We start from the raw sequence: 21,681 nt of genomic DNA on the forward strand, positions 1-21,681 counted from the left end.
CAGGTCGTCATCCGCTTTACGGCGCGAGCACCATGGGCAGCAGCCGCGCCGTGTTGCGTGCGTCTTCGAGGGCGCGGTGCTGCTGGCCGCAGAACTGCAGTCCGGCCAGTTGCAGGGCACTTGTCAGGCCGAGCGGCCGCGGCAGCTGGCGAGCCTTGGCAAAGCGCTGCTTGAGGTTGATGTGGGGCACTCGCGCCAGTGCGCTTTCCAGGTTGAGCCGCTGCCAGTCCTGCAGCAACTGCAGCCGGTCGTAATCGCCCCAGCTGACCCAGCCCTGCAGTTGCCCGCGGTGGGGTGACAGCCACTGCTCGAAGCTTTTCCACACCTGGGTCAGCACCGCCGCGGCGTCCACGTCCGCTTGCTCGATGTGGGTCAGCGTCCGGCAGAACGGGGTCAGGCTGGGGCGTCGCAACGGTTTGACGAATCGCTGGAAGTGATCCACCTCGCGTCCGTCGCGGTTGACCAGGCTTGCACCGATCTCGATGATTTCCATTTCAGTGACCGGCCAACCACCTTCATCGGTGGTGGCTTCCAGGTCGACGACCAGCCAATGCGGCATACCAGGCTCCCAGGCACATGCGCTTAGAGCCTAGAGCACAACCGCAGGCAAAGAGTTCCGATATCCCTGCAACCGCGCAATAGCGCAGTTCGATGCTGCCTGCCGCAGGCGGACGGGGGAGTGCCGGGCACCGGCACAGGGTTTAGCAGTTGTCAGCCCGACGTAAAACCCCTAGCGTACGTGCTTCGCGAAACGGCTGGTGGGGGTTTTCTGTCTTGAAGTACGGTTATGTTAAGGCGGCCCTGCCACGTCTGTTGCTGGCTGCACTGGTTCCATGGGTAGCGGCCCTGTGGGCATCGGGCACGCAAGCGGCCCAGGAAGTACGCATCGGCGCGGCGCATTTTCCGCCGTACGTCGTGCACCCCGAACAGGGTCGCAACGAAGGCCTGTTGCCCTCGCTCATCGAACAGCTCAACCAGGTGCAGACCACCTGGCACTTCGTTCTGGTGCCGACTTCGATCGCGCGACGCTATCAGGATTTCGAACGCGGCCGGGTCGACATGGCGATCTTCGAGAACCCGCTGTGGGGGTGGCAGCGCATCAAGCACAGTGCGGTCGATCTCGGGCTGGAGGATGCCGAGGTGTTCGTGGCGCTTAAGCAGGGCAATGATCAGGACTTCTTCGCCGATCTGAATGGCAAGCGCATGGCGCTGTTCTACGGTTATCACTACGCGTTCGCGGATTTCGACGCCAACCCGCAGTATCTGCTGCGCAGGTTCAACGCCGTACTGACGTATTCCCACGAAAGCAACCTGATGATGGTGGTGCGCAAGCGGGCCGATATTGCGATGGTCACCCGGTCATTTCTGAGCGATTTCGTCGCACGCAACCCGGATATCGGCTCGCAGCTGCTGGTTTCGCAACGGTTGGACCAAATCTACCGACACTACGCGCTTATTCGCCCCGGTGCGCCGATCAGTGCCGAAGAGTTCACCACCCTGATGCAGCAGATGCACGCCAGCGGCAGATTGCTGCCTATCTTTGCGCCAGCCAAAGTGGCCGTGCTGGCGCAACCTGCTCGCCGTGTAGTGGTGCGCAACCCTGCAGCCAAGCCCTGAAAGGCCTAGCGATAGGATTGACGCCCCGAGACGCGAGAGACATACGCCCGGCTTTCGCGTTCGGCTTCCTCGCGGGTCGCGAAGGGGCCTTCCAGAGTCTTTTCCCGAGTGCTGAAAAAATAGAAACCGTTGACCGTGCTGAATCGTTCGGCACGAAAGTGCGTGGTTTCAACAAGGTCCTGCGCACGCTTGCCAAACATGATGTGCGTCCTGTGTAGAAATGGATCTTGGATGTGGATCGGGCGAGTTCGCCGCCGGCGTCATCGTTGGCAAACGATGACGCCGGCGGCGAGAGCTTAAAGCATTTCTTCGGGCCGCACCCACTGGTCGAACTCGGCTTCGCTCAAGTAGCCCAGGGCCAGTGCCGATTCGCGCAGTGTCAAGCCTTCAGCGTAGGCCTTCTTGGCGATCTCGGCGGCCTTGTCGTAGCCGATGTGCGGGTTGAGCGCGGTGACCAGCATCAAGCCACGCTCGAGGTGCTCGCCCATCTGCTGCGCATCCGGCACCAGACCGGCGACGCAGTGTTCCTGGAAATTGCGACAGCCATCGGCCAGCAGCTTGATGGACTGCAGCAGGTTGTGAATGATCACCGGCTTGTACACGTTGAGTTGCAGGTGACCCTGGCTCGCGGCGATGCCGATGACCACGTCGTTGCCCATGACCTGGCAAGCGAGCATGGACAGCGCCTCGCACTGGGTCGGATTGACCTTGCCGGGCATGATCGAGCTACCCGGCTCATTGGCCGGCAGTTTGATCTCGGCCAGCCCTGCCCGAGGCCCCGAACCCAACAGGCGGAAATCGTTGGCCAGTTTCATCAAGGCCACGGCGAGGGTCTTGAGAGCGCCCGAGAGGCTGGTCAACGGCTCGTGGCCGGCCAATGCCGCGAACTTGTTCGGCGCGGTGACGAACGGCAGCCCGGACAGCGCCGCCAGCTCCGCGGCGATGGCTTCACCGAACCCCTTGGGTGCATTGAGCCCGGTACCCACCGCAGTGCCGCCCTGGGCCAGCTCACACACGGCGGGCAAGGCGTTGCGGATGGCCTTCTGGGCGTATTCGAGCTGCGCCACGTAGGCCGAGACTTCCTGGCCGAAGGTAATCGGCGTGGCGTCCATCATGTGCGTGCGGCCGGTCTTGACCAGCTGCGTGTGGCGTCCGGCCAGCTCGGCCAGGCCTTCGCCGAGCACCGCGATTGCTGGCAACAAGTCAGCCTGCACGGCTTGCACGGCGGCGATGTGCATGGCGGTGGGGAAGCAGTCGTTGGAGCTCTGTGAACGATTGACGTGATCGTTGGGATGCACTGGCGACTTGCCGCCGCGGCCCTTGCCGGCCAGTTCGTTGGCGCGCCCGGCGATCACCTCGTTGACGTTCATGTTGCTCTGGGTGCCGCTGCCAGTCTGCCAGACCACCAGGGGGAACTGATCGTCATGCTCGCCTGCAAGCACTTCGTTGGCGGCTTGCTCGATCAGTCGGGCGATGTCGGCCGGCAGGTCGCCGTTGCGATCGTTGACCCGCGCCGCGGCCTTCTTGACCAGCGCCAGGGCGTGCGAAACCGGCAGCGGCATGCGCTCCTCGCCAATGGCGAAGTTCACCAGCGAACGTTGGGTCTGGGCGCCCCAGTAGGCCTCTTCAGGAACTTCGACCTGTCCCAGGCTGTCTGTTTCGATACGACTCATGCGGTTCATGCTCCTTGTTGTCGATCTCGCGTCACACCCCGATGATGCACGGGCGGGTCTCGCTGCAGTTCATCGGCAGCCTTGCTGTTAGGGTACGTACCTGGCGTCAGGTTCCATGAAACTGCACCTGCGGTTCGCAGTCTGGGGTTGAGAGACGCACGAGCTTGAGCGCAAAATGATCGTTTCTGGGGTTTTACCTCGCCTGCTAGATAAGGAAACTCGATGACTCGTTTTCGCGCCATCTGCACCGCGGCAGTTCTCGTCTGTGCCAGTGGCCAGGTACTCGCCGACACCGCCAGCCACAATGCCAGCGCCGAAGCCTTCCTGATGATGGCTCATGCGGACAAACTGGGTACGCCGGTGTACATGCAAGTGCAGCAAATGTTCGCTCAGCGCTTCGAGCAGACCAAAGCCCCGGCCAGCAAGCAGGCAACCCTGGAAACCTACCAGGCCAAGGCCAATGCCGCGTTGGACCAGGCCATCGGCTGGCCCAAGCTCAAGCCAGACATGGTCAAGCTGTACACCACCAACTTCTCCGAGCAGGAGCTCAAGGACCTGGTCAAGTTCTACCAGTCGCCGTTGGGCAAGAAAGTCCTGGAAAAAATGCCCGCCGTGACCCAGCAGTCCGCCCAGCTCACCCAGCAGAAGCTGGAAAGCGCAGTGCCTGTGGTCAACAACCTGTTGGCTGACATGACCAAGGAACTGGACCCACAGGGCGCTGCCAAAGCTGCTGCCGGTCCGGCCAAGCCAGCGAAGCCGTAACGGAGTCGTTGCTGATGTCTATGAAGGACCGCATCGTATCCACCCTGCAGATGCTGCAACCCGCACATCTGCAGGTGCTGGACGAAAGCCACATGCACAGCCGAGGCACCGAGACCCACTACAAGGCGGTGCTGGTCAGTGACCGCTTTGCCGGGCTCAACAGTGTCAAGCGTCACCAGTTGGTGTACGGCACGCTCGGCGAACTGATGGGCGAGTTCCACGCGCTGGCGCTGCACACCTATACGCCCCAGGAATGGGCGCAGGCAGGGGCCGCACCGGCGTCGCCCACCTGCGCCGGCGGTGGGCACTAGGCAACGGAATTTGCTAGAATCTGCGACCCGCCAGCGGCATGCCGTTGGCGGGTTTTTTCATTTCTGTTCACTGACCTGTCGCCTGGCTCGTCCGGTGAACTGTCCCCCAAGAAAATCCGGTCCGGCTCTTGCGCGGTCGACCACCTGGAGCGTTTTACCCATGACCCAAGCGATCGTCGTGGCGGCACTGTACAAGTTCGTCACCCTGGAAGATTACGTCGAAATGCGTGAGCCGCTGCTGCAGGCCATGCTCGACAACGACATCAAAGGCACCCTGCTGATTGCTGCGGAAGGCATCAACGGCACCGTGTCCGGCACCCGCGAAGGCATTGATGGCCTGCTGGCCTGGCTCAAGCTAGACCCACGCATGGACGACATCGACCACAAGGAATCGTACTGCGACGAGCAGCCGTTCTATCGCACCAAGGTCAAGCTGAAGAAGGAAATCGTCACCCTCGGCGTCGCCGGTGTCGACCCCAACCGCACGGTTGGCACCTATGTCGAGCCGCAGGACTGGAATGCGTTGCTCGACGATCCTGAAGTCCTGCTGATCGATACTCGCAACGACTACGAAGTTGCCATCGGCACCTTCCACGGCGCCGTGGATCCCAAGACCGCGTCTTTCCGCGAATTTCCCGATTACATCAAGGCTCATTTCGACCCGGCGGTGCACAAGAAGGTCGCCATGTTCTGCACCGGCGGTATCCGCTGCGAAAAGGCGTCTAGCTACATGCTTGGCGAAGGCTTCGAAGAGGTCTATCACCTCAAGGGCGGCATTCTCAAGTACCTGGAGCAAGTGCCCCAGCAAGAGAGCAAGTGGGAAGGTGATTGCTTCGTCTTCGACAACCGCGTCACGGTGCGCCACGACCTCAGCGAGGGCGATTACGATCAGTGCCATGCCTGCCGCACACCGATCAGTGTCGAAGATCGTGCCAGCGAGCACTACGTGCCCGGCGTCAGTTGCCCGCACTGCTGGAACAGCCTGAGCGAAAAGACCCGCAAGAGCGCCATTGATCGTCAGAAGCAGATCGAACTGGCTCGCGCGCGCAATCTGCCGCACCCTATCGGCCACAACTATCGCAAAGCTGCCCAGGATTGAGCCCATGTCGCGCAACCGCCTGATCTACGTGATGGACCCGATGTGCTCCTGGTGCTGGGGTTTCGCGCCCGTGGCCCAGGCCCTGATCGATCAGGCCGAGGCGGCAGGGGTCAAGACCCATATCGTAATGGGCGGGCTGCGCAGCGGCGGCGCGGCGCTGGAGCCGACCACCCGCAACTACATCATCGAGCACTGGCATGCGGTGCACGAGGCCAGCGGCCAGGCCTTCGAGTTCGAGGGCGCACTGCCGGCAGGCTTCGTCTACGACACCGAGCCGGCTTGCCGAGCGATCGTGGCGGTGCGCGAACTGGCCCCCGATCTGGCCTGGCCGTTGGTCAAGCTGATCCAGCAGGCGTTCTACACCCTGCGCCTGGATGTGACCCAGCCGGTGCAGTTGGCTGCCCTGGCCGAACAGGCCGGTGTGCCGCGCATCGAGTTCGTCGAGGCGTTCGACAGCGATCGCAGGGTACAAACTACCCAGGCCGATTTCGCCTGGGCGCAGGGGCTGGGCATCGCCGGCTTTCCGACCTTGCTCGCCGAGCGCGATGGCCAGCTGGCTTTGCTGACCAATGGTTACCGACCGTTGGCCGATCTTGCGCCGTTGTTGGCGCGCTGGCTGGAACGTGCTGCCGATGCATGAGCGACCGGGCCCCGTCGGGGTGGCAGGGTCGCAAACCACGCCCGTGGCAGACCGCCTGAGTTGGGGCGAAATACGCCGATTGGCATTGCAGCACAAGCGTACGCTGTGGACCGCCAATGGCGTCGCCGTACTCGCTACCTTGTGCAGCGTGCCGATACCCCTGCTGTTGCCGCTGCTGGTCGATGAGGTCTTGCTCGGGCATGCCGGCAGTGCCACGCGCTGGATGAGTCAGGTGTTGCCCGCCGCCTGGCAGATCCCCGTCGGCTTCATAGGGCTGATGCTGGTGATCAGTTTCACCCTGCGTTGTGGGTCATTGCTTTTCAACGTCGTGCAGGCGCGGCTGTTCGCCGGCCTGGCCAAGGACGTGGTCTATCGCCTGCGCCTGCGTCTCATCGAACGGCTCAAGCGCATCTCCCTCAGCGAATACGAAAGCCTGGGCAGTGGGACGGTCACTACCCATCTGGTCACCGACCTGGAAACCCTCGACAAATTCGTCGGCGAAACCCTGAGCCGCTTCCTGGTGGCGATGCTGACCCTGGCCGGCACCGCGGGCATCCTGATGTGGATGCACTGGAAGCTGGCGCTGCTCATCCTGCTGTTCAACCCCCTCGTGGTGTACGCCACGGTGGTGCTGGGCAAGCGCGTCAAACACTTGAAGAAGCTCGAGAACGACAGCACCGCGCGCTTCACCCAGGCGCTCGGCGAAACCCTGGACGCCATCCAGGAAGTCCGCGCCAGCAACCGTCAGGGTTATTTTCTGGGCCGCCTCGGCCTGCGCGCTCGCGAAGTGCGCGACTTTGCGGTCGCCTCGATGTGGAAGAGCGACGCGTCGGGCCGCGCCAGCGCGCTGCTGTTCCAGTTCGGCATCGATATCTTCCGCGCTGCAGCCATGCTCACGGTGCTGTTCTCCGACCTCAGCATTGGCCAGATGCTGGCAGTGTTCAGCTATCTCTGGTTCATGATCACCCCGGTCGAACAGCTGTTGAATCTGCAATACGCCTACTATGCTGCAGGTGGTGCGCTGAAGCGGATTAATGAATTGCTCGCTCGCGCCGATGAACCCAGGTATCCGGGCGGCAGCGATCCGTTCCGCGATCGCGAGACGGTGGGTATCGAGATCCGTGGCCTGACCTTCGCCTATGCCGAGGACAAGGTGCTGGACCGCCTGGACCTGAGCATCGCGCCCGGTGAAAAGGTCGCCATCGTCGGCGCCAGCGGGGGTGGCAAGAGCACGCTGGTGCAATTGCTGCTCGGGCTCTATACGCCACAGGCCGGGGAGGTGCGCTTTGGTGGCACGCTGCAGCAGGCGATGGGCCTGGAGACCCTGCGCGATAATGTCGCGGTGGTATTGCAACATCCATCGCTGTTCAACGATACGATTCGTGCCAACTTGACCATGGGGCGCACTGCCAGCGACCATGCCTGCTGGAATGCACTGCAGATCGCCCAGTTGGACAGCACCGTGCGGGACATGCCCCACGGCCTGGACAGCATTGTCGGCCGGTCCGGCGTACGCCTTTCCGGGGGTCAGCGGCAGCGTCTGGCGATTGCTCGAATGGTGCTGGCCGAGCCCAAGGTGGTCATTCTCGACGAAGCCACCTCTGCGCTCGATGCCGCCACCGAGTACAACCTGCACCAGGCCCTCGCGCGTTTCCTGCGAGGGCGCACTACCTTGATCATTGCCCACCGGCTCTCTGCGGTGAAGCAGGCCGACCGCGTGCTGGTGTTCGACGGCGGCCGGATCGCCGAAGATGGCGATCACCAGCAGCTTATCGCCGAGGGCGGGCTGTATGCGCGTCTGTACGGTTATCTGCAACAGGTCTGAGTCCGCGGCTGGCGGCGCGCCCAGCCATGAAAAAAAAGATTCGGCACCGACGAAAACTGTGCCGGTCCTTTCCGAAACTAGCCTAGAGTGTGCCAGTGGTGATTGAAGTTCTGACTTGGACGTTGCCTGGATCGCTGAAGCAAGGAACCTCATGAAGCACACACAGACTCTCGATACACCGAGATTGCTGGGGATTGTCTGGCCATTCATCGCCGTCGTGGGGTTGATGGCAATGCTGGGTTGCATCAGCCTCTACGCACTGTCCGCGGTGCGCAGCTATGTCGCGGGCGAAAGCTTCTGGTCCAAGGGTCAGAAAGACGCGATCTACTACCTGAACCTGTATGCCGACAGCCGTGACGAGGAAGTCTTCCAGAAGTACCTGCGCGCCATCGCCATTCCCCAGGGCGGTCATCAGCTGCGCCTCGCCCTCGACCAGCCCGAGCCCGATCTGGCGGCTGCACGGGCGGGCATCCTGAAGGGCAACAACCACCCTGACGACATGCAGAACATCATCTGGCTGTACCGTCACTTCAGCGATGTGAGCTACATGTCCAGGGCCATCGCGCACTGGAAGATCGGCGATACCTACCTGGTCGAACTCGACGCCCTGGCGCAGCAGATGCACGCGGCGCAACAGGCCGGCACCGCCAGCGAAGCGGACATGGCGCGCTGGAAGCACCAGATCATGCTCATCAATGACGCGGTGACGCCCGCCGCCATGGCCTTCAGCGCGGCATTGGGCGAGGGCTCGCGCGCGGTGCAGTACCTGCTGGTGGTCAGCAACCTGCTGGTGGCGCTGCTGTTGATCGTGCTGGCGCTGTGGCGCACGCGCAAGCTGCTCAACCAGCGCCATGCCTTCGCCTATGCCCTGCAACTGGAAAAGGACCGCGCCCAGGTAACCCTGGCGTCCATCGGCGATGGGGTGATCACTACCGATGTCGAGGGCGCGATCCTCTACATGAACCCGGCCGCCGAGCGACTGACCCACTGGAGCGCCGATCAGGCCGTGGGGCTGCCGCTGGCGGCGTTGTTCAACCTGCTCGACGAAAACGCCGAGAAGGACAGCTTCACCCTCATCGACCACATCGTCAGTGGCGACCTGCGCGGCGGCAGCGAACACGCCAAGCTGATCCAGCGCCTGGACGGCAGTACGGTCTCGGTGACGCTCGTCGGCGCGCCGATCCAGACCGACCAGCACATCAGCGGTACCGTGCTGGTGCTGCACGACATGACCCAGGAGCGGCAATACATCGCCAACCTGTCGTGGCAGGCCACGCACGATGCATTGACCGGGCTGGCCAACCGCCGCGAGTTCGAGTTCCGTCTCGAGCAGGCGCTGGCCGCGCTGCAGCGTTATCCTGGCTGCCACTCGCTGATGTTCCTCGACCTGGACCAGTTCAAACTGGTCAACGACACCTGCGGTCACGCGGCGGGCGACGAACTGCTTCGCCACATCTGCGCACTGCTGCAGTCCGGGCTGCGCGAGGGTGACACCCTGGCGCGCCTGGGCGGTGACGAGTTCGGCATCCTCATCGAGAACTGCTCGGCCGCCGAATCGGAGAAACTGGCCGAAACACTGCGCCACACCGTGCAGAACCTGCACTTCGTGTGGAAGGGGCGCCCGTTCGTCACCACCGTCAGCGTTGGCATGGTGCACCTGACCCAGGCGCCGATCACCCTCGAAGCCTCGATGCGCGCCGCCGACATGGCCTGCTACCTGGCCAAGGAGCGCGGTCGCAACCGCGTTCAGGTCTACCACGCCGCCGACAGCGAACTGACCGTGCGGGTCGACGAGATGGCATGGGTCCAGCGCCTGCACATGGCCCTGGAGGAAAACCGGTTCTGCCTGTATGCACAGGAGATCGCCGCCCTGGGGATACAGGACGGACCGCCGGGTGGGCACATCGAGATCCTCCTGCGCCTGAGCGATGAAACCGGCCGCATCATCATGCCCGAAGTGTTCATCCCGGCTGCCGAACGGTACGGCCTGATGACCGCCCTGGACCGTTGGGTGGTGCAGAACGTATTCAAGGTGGTGCGCCAGACTCTCGACCAGCCCGACCAGGGGCCGTTGGCAGTGTGTGCGATCAACCTTTCCGGCATCAGCATCGGTGATGACGAGTTCCTCGAGTTCCTGCGTGAACAATTTCGCCTGCACGCCATTCCGGCCGAGCTGATATGTTTCGAGATTACCGAGACCAGCGCCATCGCAAATCTTGGCAGCGCAATCCGTTTTATCAATGAATTGAAGGGCTTGGGTTGTCACTTTGCACTCGACGACTTCTGCGCCGGTATGTCTTCGTTTGCCTATTTGAAACATTTACCTGTCGATTATTTGAAAATCGACGGCAGCTTCGTTAAAGATATGTTGGACGACCCGATCAATCGGGCGATGGTGGAAGTGATCAACCATATTGGCCACGTCATGGGCAAGCGCACCATTGCCGAGTTTGTCGAGACGCCTCTGATAGAACAGGCCTTGCTGGAAATTGGTGTGGACTACGCACAAGGATATTTGATCGAGCGACCGCAGGTTTTCACCTGTGACAGTCTGCGCCGTCACCTGGGCAGACTGCGGCCGTTGCGCTTTGGCGTTCCCGACACTTTCCGATAAGGGCAATTTGCCGCTGTTCTTCACTTAATTAAATGGAGGTTTGCCAGTGAACGATCCTTTTATTCGCCTGGGTCCGCTGATGGACGCAAAAAGTTATCCCGAGTGGGCACAGAAACTGATCGAAGACTGTGCGCCGAACAAGCGTCGGGTCGTCGAGCATGAGGTTTACGCGCGCATGCGCGACAACCAGCTGAGCTCGCGCACCATGCGTCATTACCTGATCGGCGGCTGGCCCGTGGTGGAGCAGTTTTCACTGTACATGGCGCAGAACCTGACCAAGACGCGTTTTGCCCGGCATCCGGGCGAGGACATGGCGCGGCGCTGGTTGATGCGCAACATTCGAGTCGAACTCAATCACGCCGATTATTGGGTGCATTGGAGCCAGGCGCATGGCGTCAGTCTCCAGGATCTCATCGCCCAGGACGTGCCGGCCGAGCTGCACGCGCTCAGCCATTGGTGCTGGCAGAGCTGTGCCACCGACTCGCTGGCGGTTGCCATGGCAGCCACCAACTATGCCATCGAGGGTGCAACCGGCGAGTGGTCGGCGGTGGTCTGCGCCGACGACACCTATGCCCAGGCGTTTCCCGAGCAGAACCGCAAGCGCGCCATGCGCTGGCTGAGCCTGCATGCCCAGTACGACGACGAGCATCCGTGGGAAGCCCTGGAGATCATCTGCACCCTGGTTGGCAACCATGCCACCGAACTGCAGCAGGCCGAGCTGCGCAACGCCATCTGCAAGAGCTACGACTTCATGTTCCTGTTCCTGGAACGCTGCATGGCGCTGGAGCTGCAGCGCACCACCACCCTGGACAAAAGGGTCGTGGCTTGAAACAGGGTAGGGGCATGACGCAGGACTAGCAGGATCGCCTCAGGCGGCACCACGGTTGCGCGACAGGCTGGCTGGCCGGTCGTTACAGCGGCGGGTGCCCGCCCTGAGGACACATTTCACTGGGCGTCCAACGCCCGGCCATTGACCCCGATACTGTCGGGTCCCATCAGGTACAGATACACCGGCATGATCTGTTCGGGCAACGGGTTGCGGCCAGGCTCCTCCGCCGGATAGGCCTGCGCGCGCATGGCCGTGCGCGTGGCACCGGGGTTGATGCTGTTGGAACGTACCGCGCTGACACCCTCCAGCTCGTCGGCGAGGGTCTGCATCAGGCCTTCGGTGGCGAACTTCGACACACCGTAGGCGCCCCAGTGGGCGCGTCCCTTGCGACCGACACTGCTGGAGGTGAACGCCACCGAGCCATCTGCCGCCTGCTTGAGCAGAGGCAGCAGTGCGCGAGTGAGCATGAACGTGGCGTTCACGTTGACCTGCATCACCTGGATGAACTCGTCGTCGGGCAACGCGTCCAGTGGGGTGCGCGGGCCAATGATCGAGGCGTTGTGCAGCAGGCCGTCGAGGCGGCCGAAGGTGGTCTCGATCATCTGTGCCAATTGCGCGTACTGTTCGCTTCGCGCGCTCTGCAGGTCGAAGGTGATGACCACCGGCTGGGCATGCCCGGCGGCTTCGATTTCGTCGTACACGGTGGTCAGGTTGGATTCGGTCTTGCCCAGCAGCAGCACGGTGGCGCCATGGGCGGCGAAGGTTTTCGCGGCGGCAGCGCCAATGCCACGGCCGGCACCGGTCACCAGGATGATGCGCCCGGCCAGCAGGTCGGGGCGGGCTGAGTAATCGAACATGGAAACTCCTGGAAAGTAGTACGGTTCAGCAGCCGCAAAGGGCCTGGTCGAGCACGCGGCGCAGATCCGACGGGTGATCGACCACCACGTCGGCGCCCCAGTGATCCGGGTTGTCGTCGGGATGGATGTAGCCGTAGCGCACTGCGGCGGTCCTGGTCCCGGCATCGCGGCCCGACTCGATGTCGCGCAGATCATCACCGACGAACAGCACGCTGGCCGGGTCCAGGTCGAGTCTGCTGCAGGCCAGCAGCACGGGTTCAGGGTCCGGCTTGCTGCGCGTTACATGGTCGGGGCAGATCAGCACCGCCGAACGCTGTGCCAACCCCAGTTGCTGCATGATGGGCTCGGCGAAGCGCAACGGCTTGTTGGTCACCACGCCCCAGATCAGCTTGGCCTGCTCGATATCCGCGAGCAGTTGCGCCATGCCTTCGTAGAGATGGCTGTGGACCGCGCAGCCGTGTTGGTAGCGCTCGAGGAACTCCAGGCGCAAGGCTTCGAACTCAGCTGACTCGGGTGCCAGGTCGAACGACGCCTGGATCATGGCCTTGGCGCCACCGGAGATCACGTCGCGCACACGCTGCTGGTGGATTGGCGCCAGGCCGCGTTCGGCGCGCATGGCCTGGCAGATGGCGACGAAGTCCGGCGCGGTATCGAGCAGCGTGCCGTCCATATCGAAAAGTACCGCTCGAAGGCGCATGCTCATTCCTCGCGAAGGGTCTGGATCATGTAGTTGACGTCGACGTCCGAAGCCAGCTTGTAGTGCTTGGTGAGCGGGTTGTAGGTCAGGCCGGTGATGTCCTTGACGGTCAGTCCGGCCTCGCGGCTCCACGCGCCGAGCTCGGAAGGGCGGATGAATTTCTTGAAGTCGTGGGTGCCGCGCGGCAGCAGCTTCATGATGTACTCGGCGCCGATGATCGCGAACAGGTACGCCTTGGGGTTGCGGTTGATGGTCGAGAAGAACACCTGGCCGCCAGGCTTGACCATGCGGAAGCAGGCGCGGATCACCGACGAAGGGTCTGGCACGTGTTCGAGCATTTCCAGACAGGTGACCACATCGAAGCGCTGCGGGCATTCGGCCGACAGGGCTTCGGCGGTGATCTGGCGGTATTCCACTTCCACCCCGGATTCCAGCTGGTGCAGGCGGGCAACCGCCAGCGGCGCCTCGCCCATGTCGATCCCGGTGACCTTGGCGCCGCGCAGGGCCATGGCCTCGCTCAGGATACCGCCACCGCAACCTACATCCAGGACCTGCTTGCCCGCCAGGTTGACGCGCTCGTCGATCCAGTTGACGCGCAACGGATTGATGTCGTGCAGCGGCTTGAACTCGCTGTTGCGATCCCACCAGCGGTGCGCCAAGGCTTCGAACTTGGCGATTTCAGCGTGGTCGACGTTGCTCATTGGGTGTCCTCTAAACGATGTGATTCTTGAATTCTGTAGGGCCGGGCGGCGCAGTCGTCATCGCTCGGCGGCGATACGCTCGCCCCAGGCGCATGCCTTGTCACGCAGCAGTTGCTCGTCCAGGCGGGTCAGGCGACCTTCGTCGAGCAGTTGCCTGCCGGCGACCCAGACATGCCGGACACAATCGCGGCTACTGGCGTAGATCAGTTGCGACACCGGGTCGTAGACCGGCTGCTGAGCCAGTCTGGACAGGTCGAACGACGCCAGGTCCGCAGCCTTGCCGACCTCCAGCGAGCCGATGTGCGTCTCCATGCCCAGGGCTCGGGCGCCATTGAGGGTGGCCATGCGCAGTGCGCGATGGGCATCCAATGCGGTCGCCGAACCGGTCACGGCCTTGGCCAGCAGCGCTGCGATGCGCGTGTCGCCGAGCAGGTCGAGGCTATTGTTGCTCGCCGCCCCATCGGTGCCCAGGGCCACATTGACGCCGGCCTGCCAGAGCTTTTCCACCGGACAGAAGCCACTAGCCAGCTTGAGGTTGGACAGCGGGCAGTGCACGACGTTGCTGTTGCTTTCCACCAGCAGCGCAAGGTCGGCGTCGTCTATCTGAGTCATGTGCACCGCCTGGAAGCGCGGCCCCAGCAGGCCGAGGCGGGCCAGCCTGGCCAGCGGACGCTCGCCGCTCTGTTGCAGGGCATCGTGCACTTCGCCTGCGGTTTCGTGAACATGCATGTGGATGGCGGCATCCATTTCGTCCGCCAGTACCCGGATCTTTTCCAGGTTCTCGTCGCTCACCGTGTAGGGCGCATGGGGGCCGAAGGCAATGCTGACGCGTGGATGGTGCTTGAGGTCGTTGAACAGCTCGACACCCTTGTGCAGCGCCTCGTCGGCATCACGCGCGCCGGGAATGGGGAAGTTCAGCACCGGCACGGTGATCTGTGCGCGCATGCCACTGGCGTGCACGCGCTCGGCGGCCACTTCCGGAAAGAAATACATGTCCGAAAAACAGGTGATGCCGCCCTGTAGCTGCTCGGCGATCGCCAGGTCGGTGCCGTCGCGCACGAACGCTTCGCTGACCCAGCGGGCCTCGGCGGGCCAGATGTGGCGTTCGAGCCAGGTCATCAGCGGCAGGTCGTCGGCGAGGCCACGGAACAGCGTCATGGCCGCGTGCCCATGAGCATTGACCAGCCCCGGAGCGAGCAGCTGCCCCGGCAGTTCGCGGGTTTCGCGTGCCTGCAGCCGGGCGGCTGTGCTGCGTGGCCCGATGAAGGCAATCTGGCCGTCGCGGATGCCCAGGGCATGCTCCTCGAGCACGACACCGGCGGGCTCGACCGGTACCAGCCAGGTGGGCAGTAGCAGCAGGTCCAGGGCGGTATCGACATCGGGCATGGCAAGTTCCGGGGCTTCGGCAGGTGATGGCGAAGTATACCCGAGCGTCTTGGACGGGGGCTCGCTATAATCGAGCGCTTTTGGTGTCTGAGTACGGAGTGGGGCATGCGTGATCGATTGTTGGCGGCGGAACGGGTCAAAGCCGTTGATTGGCGAGGTGACGCGTTGCACCTGCTCGACCAGCGCGCGCTGCCTGCGCAGCAGGTCTGGCGCCCCTGTATCGATGCACCCGGCGTGGCCGACGCGGTCCGCATCGGGGTCGTGGCCGGTGCCTCGGCCGTTGCCATCAGCGTTGCCTATGCGGTAGTGCTGGCGGCACGCCTGCACCGTGCGGCCGGGCCTGACTGGCGCACCGCGCTGGACGAGGACCTGCGCCTGCTGGCGGCGATCCGCCCGGCCACCGCCGACCTGTTCTGGGCGCTGGAGCGCATGCGCGAGCGCCTTGGCCGGGTGCGTGCCGGCGAGGACCCGCTGCCCGCGCTCGAGGCCGAAGCCCTGGCCATTCACGAAAGCGACCGCGAAGCCAACCTGACCATGGCTCAGTTGGGCGTGGAATTGATCCGTCGGCACCAGGGCAATCTGCAGACCGTGCTGACCCACGCCAATCCCGGTGCCCTGGCCAGCGGCGGGTTCGGCACGGCGCTGGGGGTGGTGCGCGCCGCGTTCCACGACGGCATGCTCGAACGTGTCTATGTCGACGAAACCCGGCCGGGCCTGCAAGGCTCGCGGCTGACCGCCTGGGAGCTGTCCAGCGAGGGTGTCCCGGTGACCGTGGCCGCCGACTCGGCAGCTGCGCACCTGATGAAAAGCAAGGGCATCACATGGGTAATCGTCGGTGCCGAGCGGATCGCCGCCAACGGCGATATCGCGGCCCGGATCGGCACCTACCAGCTGGCGGTCTGCGCGATGCACCACGGTGTGCGTTTCATGGTGGTAGCCACCAGTGCGGCGATCGACATGGCGCTGGAGAGCGGCGATGACATTCCCCTGCTCGAACGCGATGGCCGAGAACTTCTGGAAGTGTCCGGGACACGCATCGGCGCGGATGTCGAAGCGTTCAATCCGGTCCACGACGTGACGCCGGCCGACCTGATCGACGTGATCGTCACTGAAAAGGGCATCGTCGAGCGGCCTGATACGGCCAAGCTGGCGCAGCTGATGTGTCGCCGGCGCCTGCATTGAGTCCGTCGCACCGACAAATCGGCCTTTTTTCGATGCGGGCCTGGCCTAGCAGCGCCGCAGCGCCGTGTGAGAGGCTTGATCTCACTCGATCAAGGGTCCTGTCAGGGTTTAAGGGGATAGGTGTCTGACGGCGATTGTGCTACCATCCGGCGGTTTTCGGGGGTGCATCGCGGTGTCCCCCCAACGCCGCAGGTCCAAGGCGTAACTCGTTGATTTGTCGTAAGTCGCCGTTGGCATCGGCCAGCGGTGGCAAGCTTCGTTCTTCTCACAGGGAGGCAACGGAGTTTCACCAGAAAAAGGAATCAGGCTTCTCATGGGCGAACTGGCCAAAGAAATCCTCCCGGTCAATATCGAAGACGAGCTGAGACAGTCCTACCTCGACTACGCCATGAGCGTGATCGTCGGTCGTGCACTGCCTGATGCACGTGATGGCTTGAAGCCCGTGCATCGCCGCGTTCTGTTTGCGATGAGTGAGCTGGGCAACGATTGGAACAAACCCTACAAGAAATCGGCCCGTGTGGTCGGTGACGTGATCGGTAAGTATCACCCGCACGGTGATACCGCGGTCTACGACACCATCGTGCGCATGGCCCAGCCGTTCTCGCTGCGCTACCTGCTGGTCGATGGCCAGGGCAACTTCGGTTCCGTGGACGGCGACAACGCCGCCGCCATGCGCTACACCGAAGTGCGCATGACCAAGCTGGCCCACGAGCTGCTGGCCGACCTGCACAAGGAAACCGTCGACTGGGTGCCCAACTACGACGGCACCGAGTTGATCCCTGCGGTCATGCCGACGCGCATCCCCAACCTGCTGGTCAACGGTTCCAGCGGTATCGCCGTGGGCATGGCGACCAATATCCCGCCGCACAACCTGGGCGAGGTGCTCGACGGCTGCCTGGCGGTCATCGACAACCCGGACGTCACCATCGATGAACTGATGCAGTTCATTCCCGGGCCGGACTTCCCGACTGCCGCCATCATCAACGGTCGCCAGGGCATCATCGAGGCGTACCGCACCGGTCGTGGCCGGATCTACATGCGCGCCCGCTCCCATGTCGAGGACATCGACAAGGTCGGCGGTCGCCAGCAGATCGTCGTCACCGAGCTGCCGTACCAGTTGAACAAGGCCCGCCTGATCGAAAAGATCGCCGAGCTGGTGAAAGAGAAGAAACTCGAAGGCATCTCCGAGTTGCGCGACGAGTCCGACAAGGACGGCATGCGCATCGTCATCGAGCTGCGCCGCGGTGAAGTGCCGGAGGTGATCCTCAACAACCTCTATGCCCAGACCCAGCTGCAGGCCGTGTTCGGGATCAACATCGTTGCCCTGATCGACAACCGTCCGCGCATTCTCAACCTCAAGGACCTGCTCGAAGCCTTCGTTCGCCACCGCCGTGAAGTCGTCACCCGGCGCACCGTGTTCGAACTGCGCAAGGCGCGCGAGCGCGGCCACATTCTCGAAGGCCAGGCGGTTGCGCTGTCCAACATCGATCCGGTCATCGCCCTGATCAAGGCCTCGCCAACGCCGTCCGAGGCCAAGGAAGCGCTGATCAGCACGCCGTGGGAGTCCAGCGCCGTGGTGGCCATGGTCGAGCGTGCCGGTGCCGAGTCCTCGCGTCCGGAAAACCTCGATCCACAGTACGGCCTGCGCGACGGCAAGTATTTCCTCTCGCCGGAACAGGCCCAGGCCATCCTCGAGCTGCGCCTGCATCGCCTGACCGGTCTGGAGCACGAAAAGCTCCTGGCCGAGTACCAGGAGATCCTCAACCAGATCGCCGAGCTGATCCGCATCCTCAACAGCGCCGAACGCCTGATGGAAGTGATCCGCGAGGAACTGGAACTGATTCGCTCCGAATATGGCGATGTGCGCCGGACCGAGATCCTCGATTCGCGCCTCGATCTGACGCTGGGCGACATGATCCCGGAAGAAGAGCGCGTGGTGACCATTTCCCACAGTGGTTACGCCAAGACCCAGCCGCTGTCGTCCTACCAGGCCCAGCGCCGGGGCGGCAAGGGCAAGTCGGCCACCGGCGTCAAGGACGAGGACTACATCTCGCACCTGCTGGTCGCCAACAGCCATGCCACGCTGCTGCTGTTTTCCAGCAAGGGCAAGGTGTACTGGCTCAAGACCTATGAAATTCCCGAGGCGTCCCGTGCTGCGCGCGGCCGTCCGCTGGTCAACCTGCTGCCGCTGGATGATGGCGAGTACATCACCACCATGCTGCAGATCGACCTCGAGGCCCTGCAGGCCACCGCTGGCGCCGACGAAGACCTCGACGACGCCGACGATACCGTCATCGAAGGCGAAATCGTCGAGGCCGAAGAAGTCGTCGAAGCCGTTGAAGGCGACGAGGGCGACACCCCCGAGCTGGTGGCCGAGCCTACCGGTGCCTATATCTTCATGGCGACCGCCTTCGGTACGGTCAAGAAGACGCCGTTGGCGCAGTTCGCCCGTCCGCGCTCCAGCGGCTTGATCGCCTTGAAACTCAAGGAAGGCGACACTCTGATCGCCGCAGCCATCACCGACGGCGCCAAGGAAGTCATGCTGTTCTCCGACGCCGGCAAGGTGATCCGCTTCGCCGAAGGCGTGGTGCGGCAGATGGGCCGTGGTGCCCGTGGTATCCGCGGCATGCGCCTGGGCAAGGGCCAGCAGCTGATTTCGATGCTGATCCCCGAATCCGGCGCGCAGATTCTCACCGCCTCCGAACGCGGCTTCGGCAAGCGCACGCCGTTGAGCAAGTTCCCCCGTCGCGGCCGTGGCGGCCAGGGCGTGATCGCCATGGTCACCAAGGAGCGCAACGGCAAGCTGGTTGGCGCGATCCAGTCCCAGGAAGGTGAAGAGATCATGCTCATCTCCGACCAGGGCACGCTGGTGCGTACCCGTGTTGGCGAAGTCTCGAGCCTGGGCCGCAACACCCAGGGCGTGACCCTGATCAAGCTGGTCACCGACGAGAAGCTGGTGGGCCTGGAGCGAGTCCAGGAGCCATCGGAAGTCGAGGATGACGAGCTGGAAGAGGGTGTCGAAGGCGTTGAAAGCGCCGAAGGCGGCGATGCGGTCGATTCCGAAGTGGCCCAGGGTGATGTCGAGCCCGATGCCGCCGACGAAGCGCTCGAGGAGTAAGCTGTAGGGCAGGGGATTGGGCGGTGCGCCCTTCGCGGGCAGAGCCCGCTCCCACAAGTTCTCCGTTGCATCGGGAGCCTCGTGGGAGCGGTCAACCGCCGCGAAGGCAGCACCGCCGATCTTCCGGCGGACACACCCGGGCCAGGCCCGAATTCAAGCAGAGCGAGAGTGGATGTGAGCAATCGAGCCTTTAACTTCTGCGCAGGCCCCGCTGCGCTTCCCGAAGCTGTGCTGCAGCGCGCCCAGGCGGAAATGCTGAACTGGCGTGGCAAGGGCCTTTCGGTGATGGAGATGAGCCATCGCAGCGAGGACTACACCGCCATCGCCGAAAAGGCCGAACAAGACCTGCGCGACCTGCTTGGCGTCCCGTCCAACTACAAGGTCCTGTTCCTGCAGGGTGGCGCCAGCCAGCAGTTCGCCGAAATCCCCCTGAACCTGCTTCCCGAAAGCGGCACGGCGGACTACGTCGAAACCGGTATCTGGTCGAAGAAGGCCATCGAGGAGGCGCGTCGCTACGGCAACATCAATGTCGCTGCCAGCGCCAAGCCCTACGACTACCTGGCCATCCCCGGCCAGAACGAGTGGAAACTGACGCCCGGCGCGGCCTATGTCCATTACGCTTCCAATGAAACCATCGGTGGCCTGCAGTTCGACTGGGTGCCGCAGACCGGTGATACGCCACTGGTCGTCGACATGTCCTCGGACATTCTCTCGCGTCCCATCGACGTGTCCAAGTTCGGCTTGATCTATGCCGGCGCGCAGAAGAACATCGGCCCCAGCGGCCTGGTCGTGGTGATCGTGCGCGAAGATCTGCTGGGCAAGGCGCGCAGCGCCTGTCCGACCATGCTCGATTACCGGATCGCTGCCGACAACGGCTCGATGTACAACACGCCTGCGACCTACTCCTGGTACCTCTCGGGCCTGGTGTTCGAGTGGCTCAAGGAGCAGGGCGGCGTTGCGGCCATGGAAGCCCGCAACCGTGCCAAGAAAGACCGCCTGTACGGCTTCATCGATGCCAGCGATTTCTACAGCAACCCGATCTCGGTCAACGCCCGGTCCTGGATGAACGTGCCGTTCCGCCTGGCCGACGAGCGTCTGGACAAGGCATTCCTGGCCGGCGCCGATGCGCGCGGTCTGCTCAACCTCAAGGGTCACCGTTCGGTCGGTGGCATGCGCGCCTCCATCTACAACGCCCTGGACCTTGACGCCATCGAAGCGCTGGTCGGCTACATGGCGGAGTTCGAAAAGGAAAACGGCTGATGTCCGAACATGAACTCAAAGCCTTGCGGGTACGCATCGACAGCCTCGACGAAAAGATTCTCGAGCTGATCAGTGATCGCGCCCGCTGCGCCGAAGAAGTCGCGCGGGTGAAGATGGCCGCGCTGGCCGAAGGCGAAGTGCCGGTGTTCTATCGGCCCGAACGCGAGGCGCAAGTGCTCAAGCGGGTCATGGAACGCAACAAGGGGCCGCTGAGCAACGAGGAGATGGCGCGCCTGTTCCGCGAGGTCATGTCATCCTGCCTGGCGTTGGAGAATCCGCTCAAGGTCGCCTACCTGGGCCCCGAGGGCACGTTCACCCAGGCAGCCGCCATGAAGCACTTCGGCCACGCGGTGATCAGCAAGCCCATGGCGGCGATCGACGAAGTGTTCCGCGAGGTGGTTGCAGGTGCGGTGAACTTCGGCGTGGTGCCGGTGGAAAACTCCACCGAAGGCGCGGTGAACCACACCCTCGACAGCTTCCTCGAACACGACATGGTGATCTGCGGCGAAGTCGAACTGCGCATCCACCACCACCTGCTGATCGGCGACAACACCAAGACCGACAGCATCAGTCGCATCTATTCCCACGCACAGTCGCTGGCGCAATGCCGCAAGTGGCTGGACGCGCACTACCCGAACGTCGAGCGCATCGCGGTCGCCAGCAATGCCGAGGCGGCCAAGCGGGTCAAGGGCGAATGGAACTCGGCGGCCATCGCCGGCGACATGGCTGCCGGCCTGTATGGCCTGGAGCGCCTGGCCGAGAAGATCGAAGACCGTCCGGACAACGCCACACGGTTCCTCATCATCGGCAGCCAGGAAGTGCCGCCTACCGGCGACGACAAGACCTCGATCATCGTGTCCATGAGCAACCGGCCGGGTGCGTTGCACGAGCTGCTGGTGCCGTTTCACGACAACGGCATCGACCTTACCCGAATCGAGACACGGCCATCGCGCAGCGGCAAATGGACCTACGTGTTCTTCATCGACTTCATCGGCCATCACCGCGACCCGTTGATCAAGGGCGTGCTGGAGCAGATCAGTCAGGAAGCCGTGGCACTCAAGGTGCTGGGCTCATACCCCAAAGCGGTTCTTTAACAGAAGGGTTAGTACG

General features: G+C 63.3%; 19 protein-coding genes. 12 read left to right on the forward strand and 7 right to left on the reverse strand.

Annotated features, from left to right (window positions below; all coding sequences use genetic code 11):
• Window positions 1–16: 16 nt before the first annotated feature.
• Window positions 17–559 (reverse strand): exonuclease domain-containing protein, encoded by a 543-nt coding sequence (locus IFT80_RS00215; RefSeq protein WP_192057495.1) that lies wholly within the window; start codon window positions 557–559, stop codon window positions 17–19.
• A 215-nt stretch (window positions 560–774) separates the two neighbouring features.
• On the opposite strand from IFT80_RS00215, the gene IFT80_RS00220 reads away from it, so the two are divergent.
• On the forward strand, window positions 775–1,617 hold the full coding sequence (locus tag IFT80_RS00220; protein WP_122479088.1) for a substrate-binding periplasmic protein: 843 nt from the start codon (window positions 775–777) through the stop codon (window positions 1,615–1,617).
• 5 nt (window positions 1,618–1,622) lie between these two features.
• On the opposite strand, the gene IFT80_RS00225 is transcribed toward IFT80_RS00220, so the two are convergent.
• Both IFT80_RS00225 and IFT80_RS00230 read right to left on the reverse strand, forming a co-directional pair.
• A complete protein-coding gene (locus IFT80_RS00225) occupies window positions 1,623–1,817 on the reverse strand; it encodes a DUF6316 family protein (RefSeq protein WP_122479086.1) in 195 nt (64 codons plus the stop codon).
• A gap of 96 nt (window positions 1,818–1,913) precedes the next feature.
• Window positions 1,914–3,290: a class II fumarate hydratase gene (locus IFT80_RS00230; RefSeq protein ID WP_122479084.1), complete on the reverse strand. Its 1,377-nt coding sequence runs from the start codon at window positions 3,288–3,290 to the stop codon at window positions 1,914–1,916.
• A gap of 222 nt (window positions 3,291–3,512) precedes the next feature.
• On the opposite strand from IFT80_RS00230, the gene IFT80_RS00235 reads away from it, so the two are divergent.
• The 7 genes from IFT80_RS00235 (at window position 3,513) to IFT80_RS00265 (ending at window position 11,370) form a co-directional block, all read left to right on the forward strand.
• Window positions 3,513–4,052, forward strand: coding sequence for a DUF2059 domain-containing protein (locus IFT80_RS00235; RefSeq protein WP_122479082.1), 540 nt, complete (start codon window positions 3,513–3,515; stop codon window positions 4,050–4,052).
• A gap of 14 nt (window positions 4,053–4,066) precedes the next feature.
• The gene (locus IFT80_RS00240) at window positions 4,067–4,363 is read left to right on the forward strand and encodes a BolA family protein (protein WP_192136501.1); all 297 of its coding nucleotides are present in this window, start codon (window positions 4,067–4,069) and stop codon (window positions 4,361–4,363) included.
• A gap of 160 nt (window positions 4,364–4,523) precedes the next feature.
• Window positions 4,524–5,462: an oxygen-dependent tRNA uridine(34) hydroxylase TrhO gene (gene trhO / locus IFT80_RS00245; protein ID WP_192136502.1), complete on the forward strand. Its 939-nt coding sequence runs from the start codon at window positions 4,524–4,526 to the stop codon at window positions 5,460–5,462.
• A 4-nt stretch (window positions 5,463–5,466) separates the two neighbouring features.
• Window positions 5,467–6,102, forward strand: coding sequence for a DsbA family protein (locus IFT80_RS00250; protein WP_192136503.1), 636 nt, complete (start codon window positions 5,467–5,469; stop codon window positions 6,100–6,102).
• The gene (locus tag IFT80_RS00255) at window positions 6,095–7,927 is read left to right on the forward strand and encodes an ABC transporter ATP-binding protein (RefSeq protein WP_122479074.1); all 1,833 of its coding nucleotides are present in this window, start codon (window positions 6,095–6,097) and stop codon (window positions 7,925–7,927) included. The genes IFT80_RS00250 and IFT80_RS00255 overlap by 8 nt, the downstream gene beginning before the upstream one ends.
• A 151-nt stretch (window positions 7,928–8,078) precedes the next feature.
• Window positions 8,079–10,541, forward strand: a complete 2,463-nt coding sequence (locus IFT80_RS00260; RefSeq protein ID WP_192136504.1) for an EAL domain-containing protein — start codon at window positions 8,079–8,081, stop codon at window positions 10,539–10,541.
• Window positions 10,542–10,587: 46 nt separating this feature from the next.
• Entirely contained in the window at window positions 10,588–11,370 is a 783-nt protein-coding gene (locus IFT80_RS00265) for a TenA family transcriptional regulator (RefSeq protein ID WP_122479071.1), read from the forward strand.
• A 116-nt stretch (window positions 11,371–11,486) separates the two neighbouring features.
• Here IFT80_RS00265 and IFT80_RS00270 read toward each other — a convergent pair whose 3' ends face one another.
• The 4 genes from IFT80_RS00270 to IFT80_RS00285 are packed head-to-tail and all read right to left on the reverse strand — an operon-like array spanning window position 11,487 to window position 15,011.
• Entirely contained in the window at window positions 11,487–12,227 is a 741-nt protein-coding gene (locus tag IFT80_RS00270; RefSeq protein ID WP_192057488.1) for a YciK family oxidoreductase, read from the reverse strand.
• Between the two features lie 25 nt (window positions 12,228–12,252).
• Window positions 12,253–12,924, reverse strand: coding sequence for an N-acetylmuramic acid 6-phosphate phosphatase MupP (gene mupP / locus IFT80_RS00275; protein WP_192136505.1), 672 nt, complete (start codon window positions 12,922–12,924; stop codon window positions 12,253–12,255).
• Between the two features lie 2 nt (window positions 12,925–12,926).
• Complete coding sequence (gene ubiG, locus IFT80_RS00280; RefSeq protein WP_122479065.1) at window positions 12,927–13,625, reverse strand: bifunctional 2-polyprenyl-6-hydroxyphenol methylase/3-demethylubiquinol 3-O-methyltransferase UbiG; 699 nt, start codon at window positions 13,623–13,625, stop codon at window positions 12,927–12,929.
• Window positions 13,626–13,682: 57 nt separating this feature from the next.
• On the reverse strand, window positions 13,683–15,011 hold the full coding sequence (locus IFT80_RS00285; protein WP_192136506.1) for a TRZ/ATZ family hydrolase: 1,329 nt from the start codon (window positions 15,009–15,011) through the stop codon (window positions 13,683–13,685).
• A 105-nt stretch (window positions 15,012–15,116) separates the two neighbouring features.
• Here IFT80_RS00285 and mtnA point away from each other — a divergent pair, with 105 nt between their 5' ends.
• The 4 genes from mtnA (at window position 15,117) to pheA (ending at window position 21,665) form a co-directional block, all read left to right on the forward strand.
• Window positions 15,117–16,193, forward strand: coding sequence for an S-methyl-5-thioribose-1-phosphate isomerase (mtnA, locus tag IFT80_RS00290; protein WP_122479062.1), 1,077 nt, complete (start codon window positions 15,117–15,119; stop codon window positions 16,191–16,193).
• A 313-nt stretch (window positions 16,194–16,506) separates the two neighbouring features.
• Window positions 16,507–19,311 carry a DNA gyrase subunit A gene (gyrA, locus tag IFT80_RS00295; protein WP_192136507.1) on the forward strand — a complete coding sequence of 935 codons (2,805 nt, stop codon included), beginning with the start codon at window positions 16,507–16,509 and terminating at the stop codon, window positions 19,309–19,311.
• 174 nt (window positions 19,312–19,485) lie between these two features.
• Complete coding sequence (gene serC / locus IFT80_RS00300; RefSeq protein WP_192136508.1) at window positions 19,486–20,571, forward strand: 3-phosphoserine/phosphohydroxythreonine transaminase; 1,086 nt, start codon at window positions 19,486–19,488, stop codon at window positions 20,569–20,571.
• Entirely contained in the window at window positions 20,571–21,665 is a 1,095-nt protein-coding gene (pheA, locus tag IFT80_RS00305; RefSeq protein ID WP_122479059.1) for a prephenate dehydratase, read from the forward strand. Before serC ends, pheA begins: the two co-directional genes overlap by 1 nt.
• Window positions 21,666–21,681: the final 16 nt, after the last annotated feature.

The organism is Pseudomonas sp. CFBP 8771 (genome assembly GCF_014841695.1).
Classification (GTDB): Bacteria; Pseudomonadota; Gammaproteobacteria; order Pseudomonadales; family Pseudomonadaceae; genus Aquipseudomonas; species Aquipseudomonas baltica.

Bases quoted from the DNA above. Each gene is read 5' to 3' on its own strand.
- IFT80_RS00215 (WP_192057495.1), bottom strand. From the start codon at position 559: ATGCCGCATTGGCTGGTCGTCGACCTGGAAGCCACCACCGATGAAGGT.
- IFT80_RS00225 (WP_122479086.1), bottom strand. From the start codon at position 1,817: ATGTTTGGCAAGCGTGCGCAGGACCTTGTTGAAACCACGCACTTTCGT.
- IFT80_RS00230 (WP_122479084.1), bottom strand. From the start codon at position 3,290: ATGAGTCGTATCGAAACAGACAGCCTGGGACAGGTCGAAGTTCCTGAA.
- IFT80_RS00235 (WP_122479082.1), top strand. From the start codon at position 3,513: ATGACTCGTTTTCGCGCCATCTGCACCGCGGCAGTTCTCGTCTGTGCC.
- IFT80_RS00240 (WP_192136501.1), top strand. From the start codon at position 4,067: ATGTCTATGAAGGACCGCATCGTATCCACCCTGCAGATGCTGCAACCC.
- trhO (WP_192136502.1), top strand. From the start codon at position 4,524: ATGACCCAAGCGATCGTCGTGGCGGCACTGTACAAGTTCGTCACCCTG.
- IFT80_RS00250 (WP_192136503.1), top strand. From the start codon at position 5,467: ATGTCGCGCAACCGCCTGATCTACGTGATGGACCCGATGTGCTCCTGG.
- IFT80_RS00255 (WP_122479074.1), top strand. From the start codon at position 6,095: ATGCATGAGCGACCGGGCCCCGTCGGGGTGGCAGGGTCGCAAACCACG.
- IFT80_RS00260 (WP_192136504.1), top strand. From the start codon at position 8,079: ATGAAGCACACACAGACTCTCGATACACCGAGATTGCTGGGGATTGTC.
- IFT80_RS00270 (WP_192057488.1), bottom strand. From the start codon at position 12,227: ATGTTCGATTACTCAGCCCGCCCCGACCTGCTGGCCGGGCGCATCATC.
- mupP (WP_192136505.1), bottom strand. From the start codon at position 12,924: ATGCGCCTTCGAGCGGTACTTTTCGATATGGACGGCACGCTGCTCGAT.
- ubiG (WP_122479065.1), bottom strand. From the start codon at position 13,625: ATGAGCAACGTCGACCACGCTGAAATCGCCAAGTTCGAAGCCTTGGCG.
- IFT80_RS00285 (WP_192136506.1), bottom strand. From the start codon at position 15,011: ATGCCCGATGTCGATACCGCCCTGGACCTGCTGCTACTGCCCACCTGG.
- mtnA (WP_122479062.1), top strand. From the start codon at position 15,117: ATGCGTGATCGATTGTTGGCGGCGGAACGGGTCAAAGCCGTTGATTGG.
- gyrA (WP_192136507.1), top strand. From the start codon at position 16,507: ATGGGCGAACTGGCCAAAGAAATCCTCCCGGTCAATATCGAAGACGAG.
- pheA (WP_122479059.1), top strand. From the start codon at position 20,571: ATGTCCGAACATGAACTCAAAGCCTTGCGGGTACGCATCGACAGCCTC.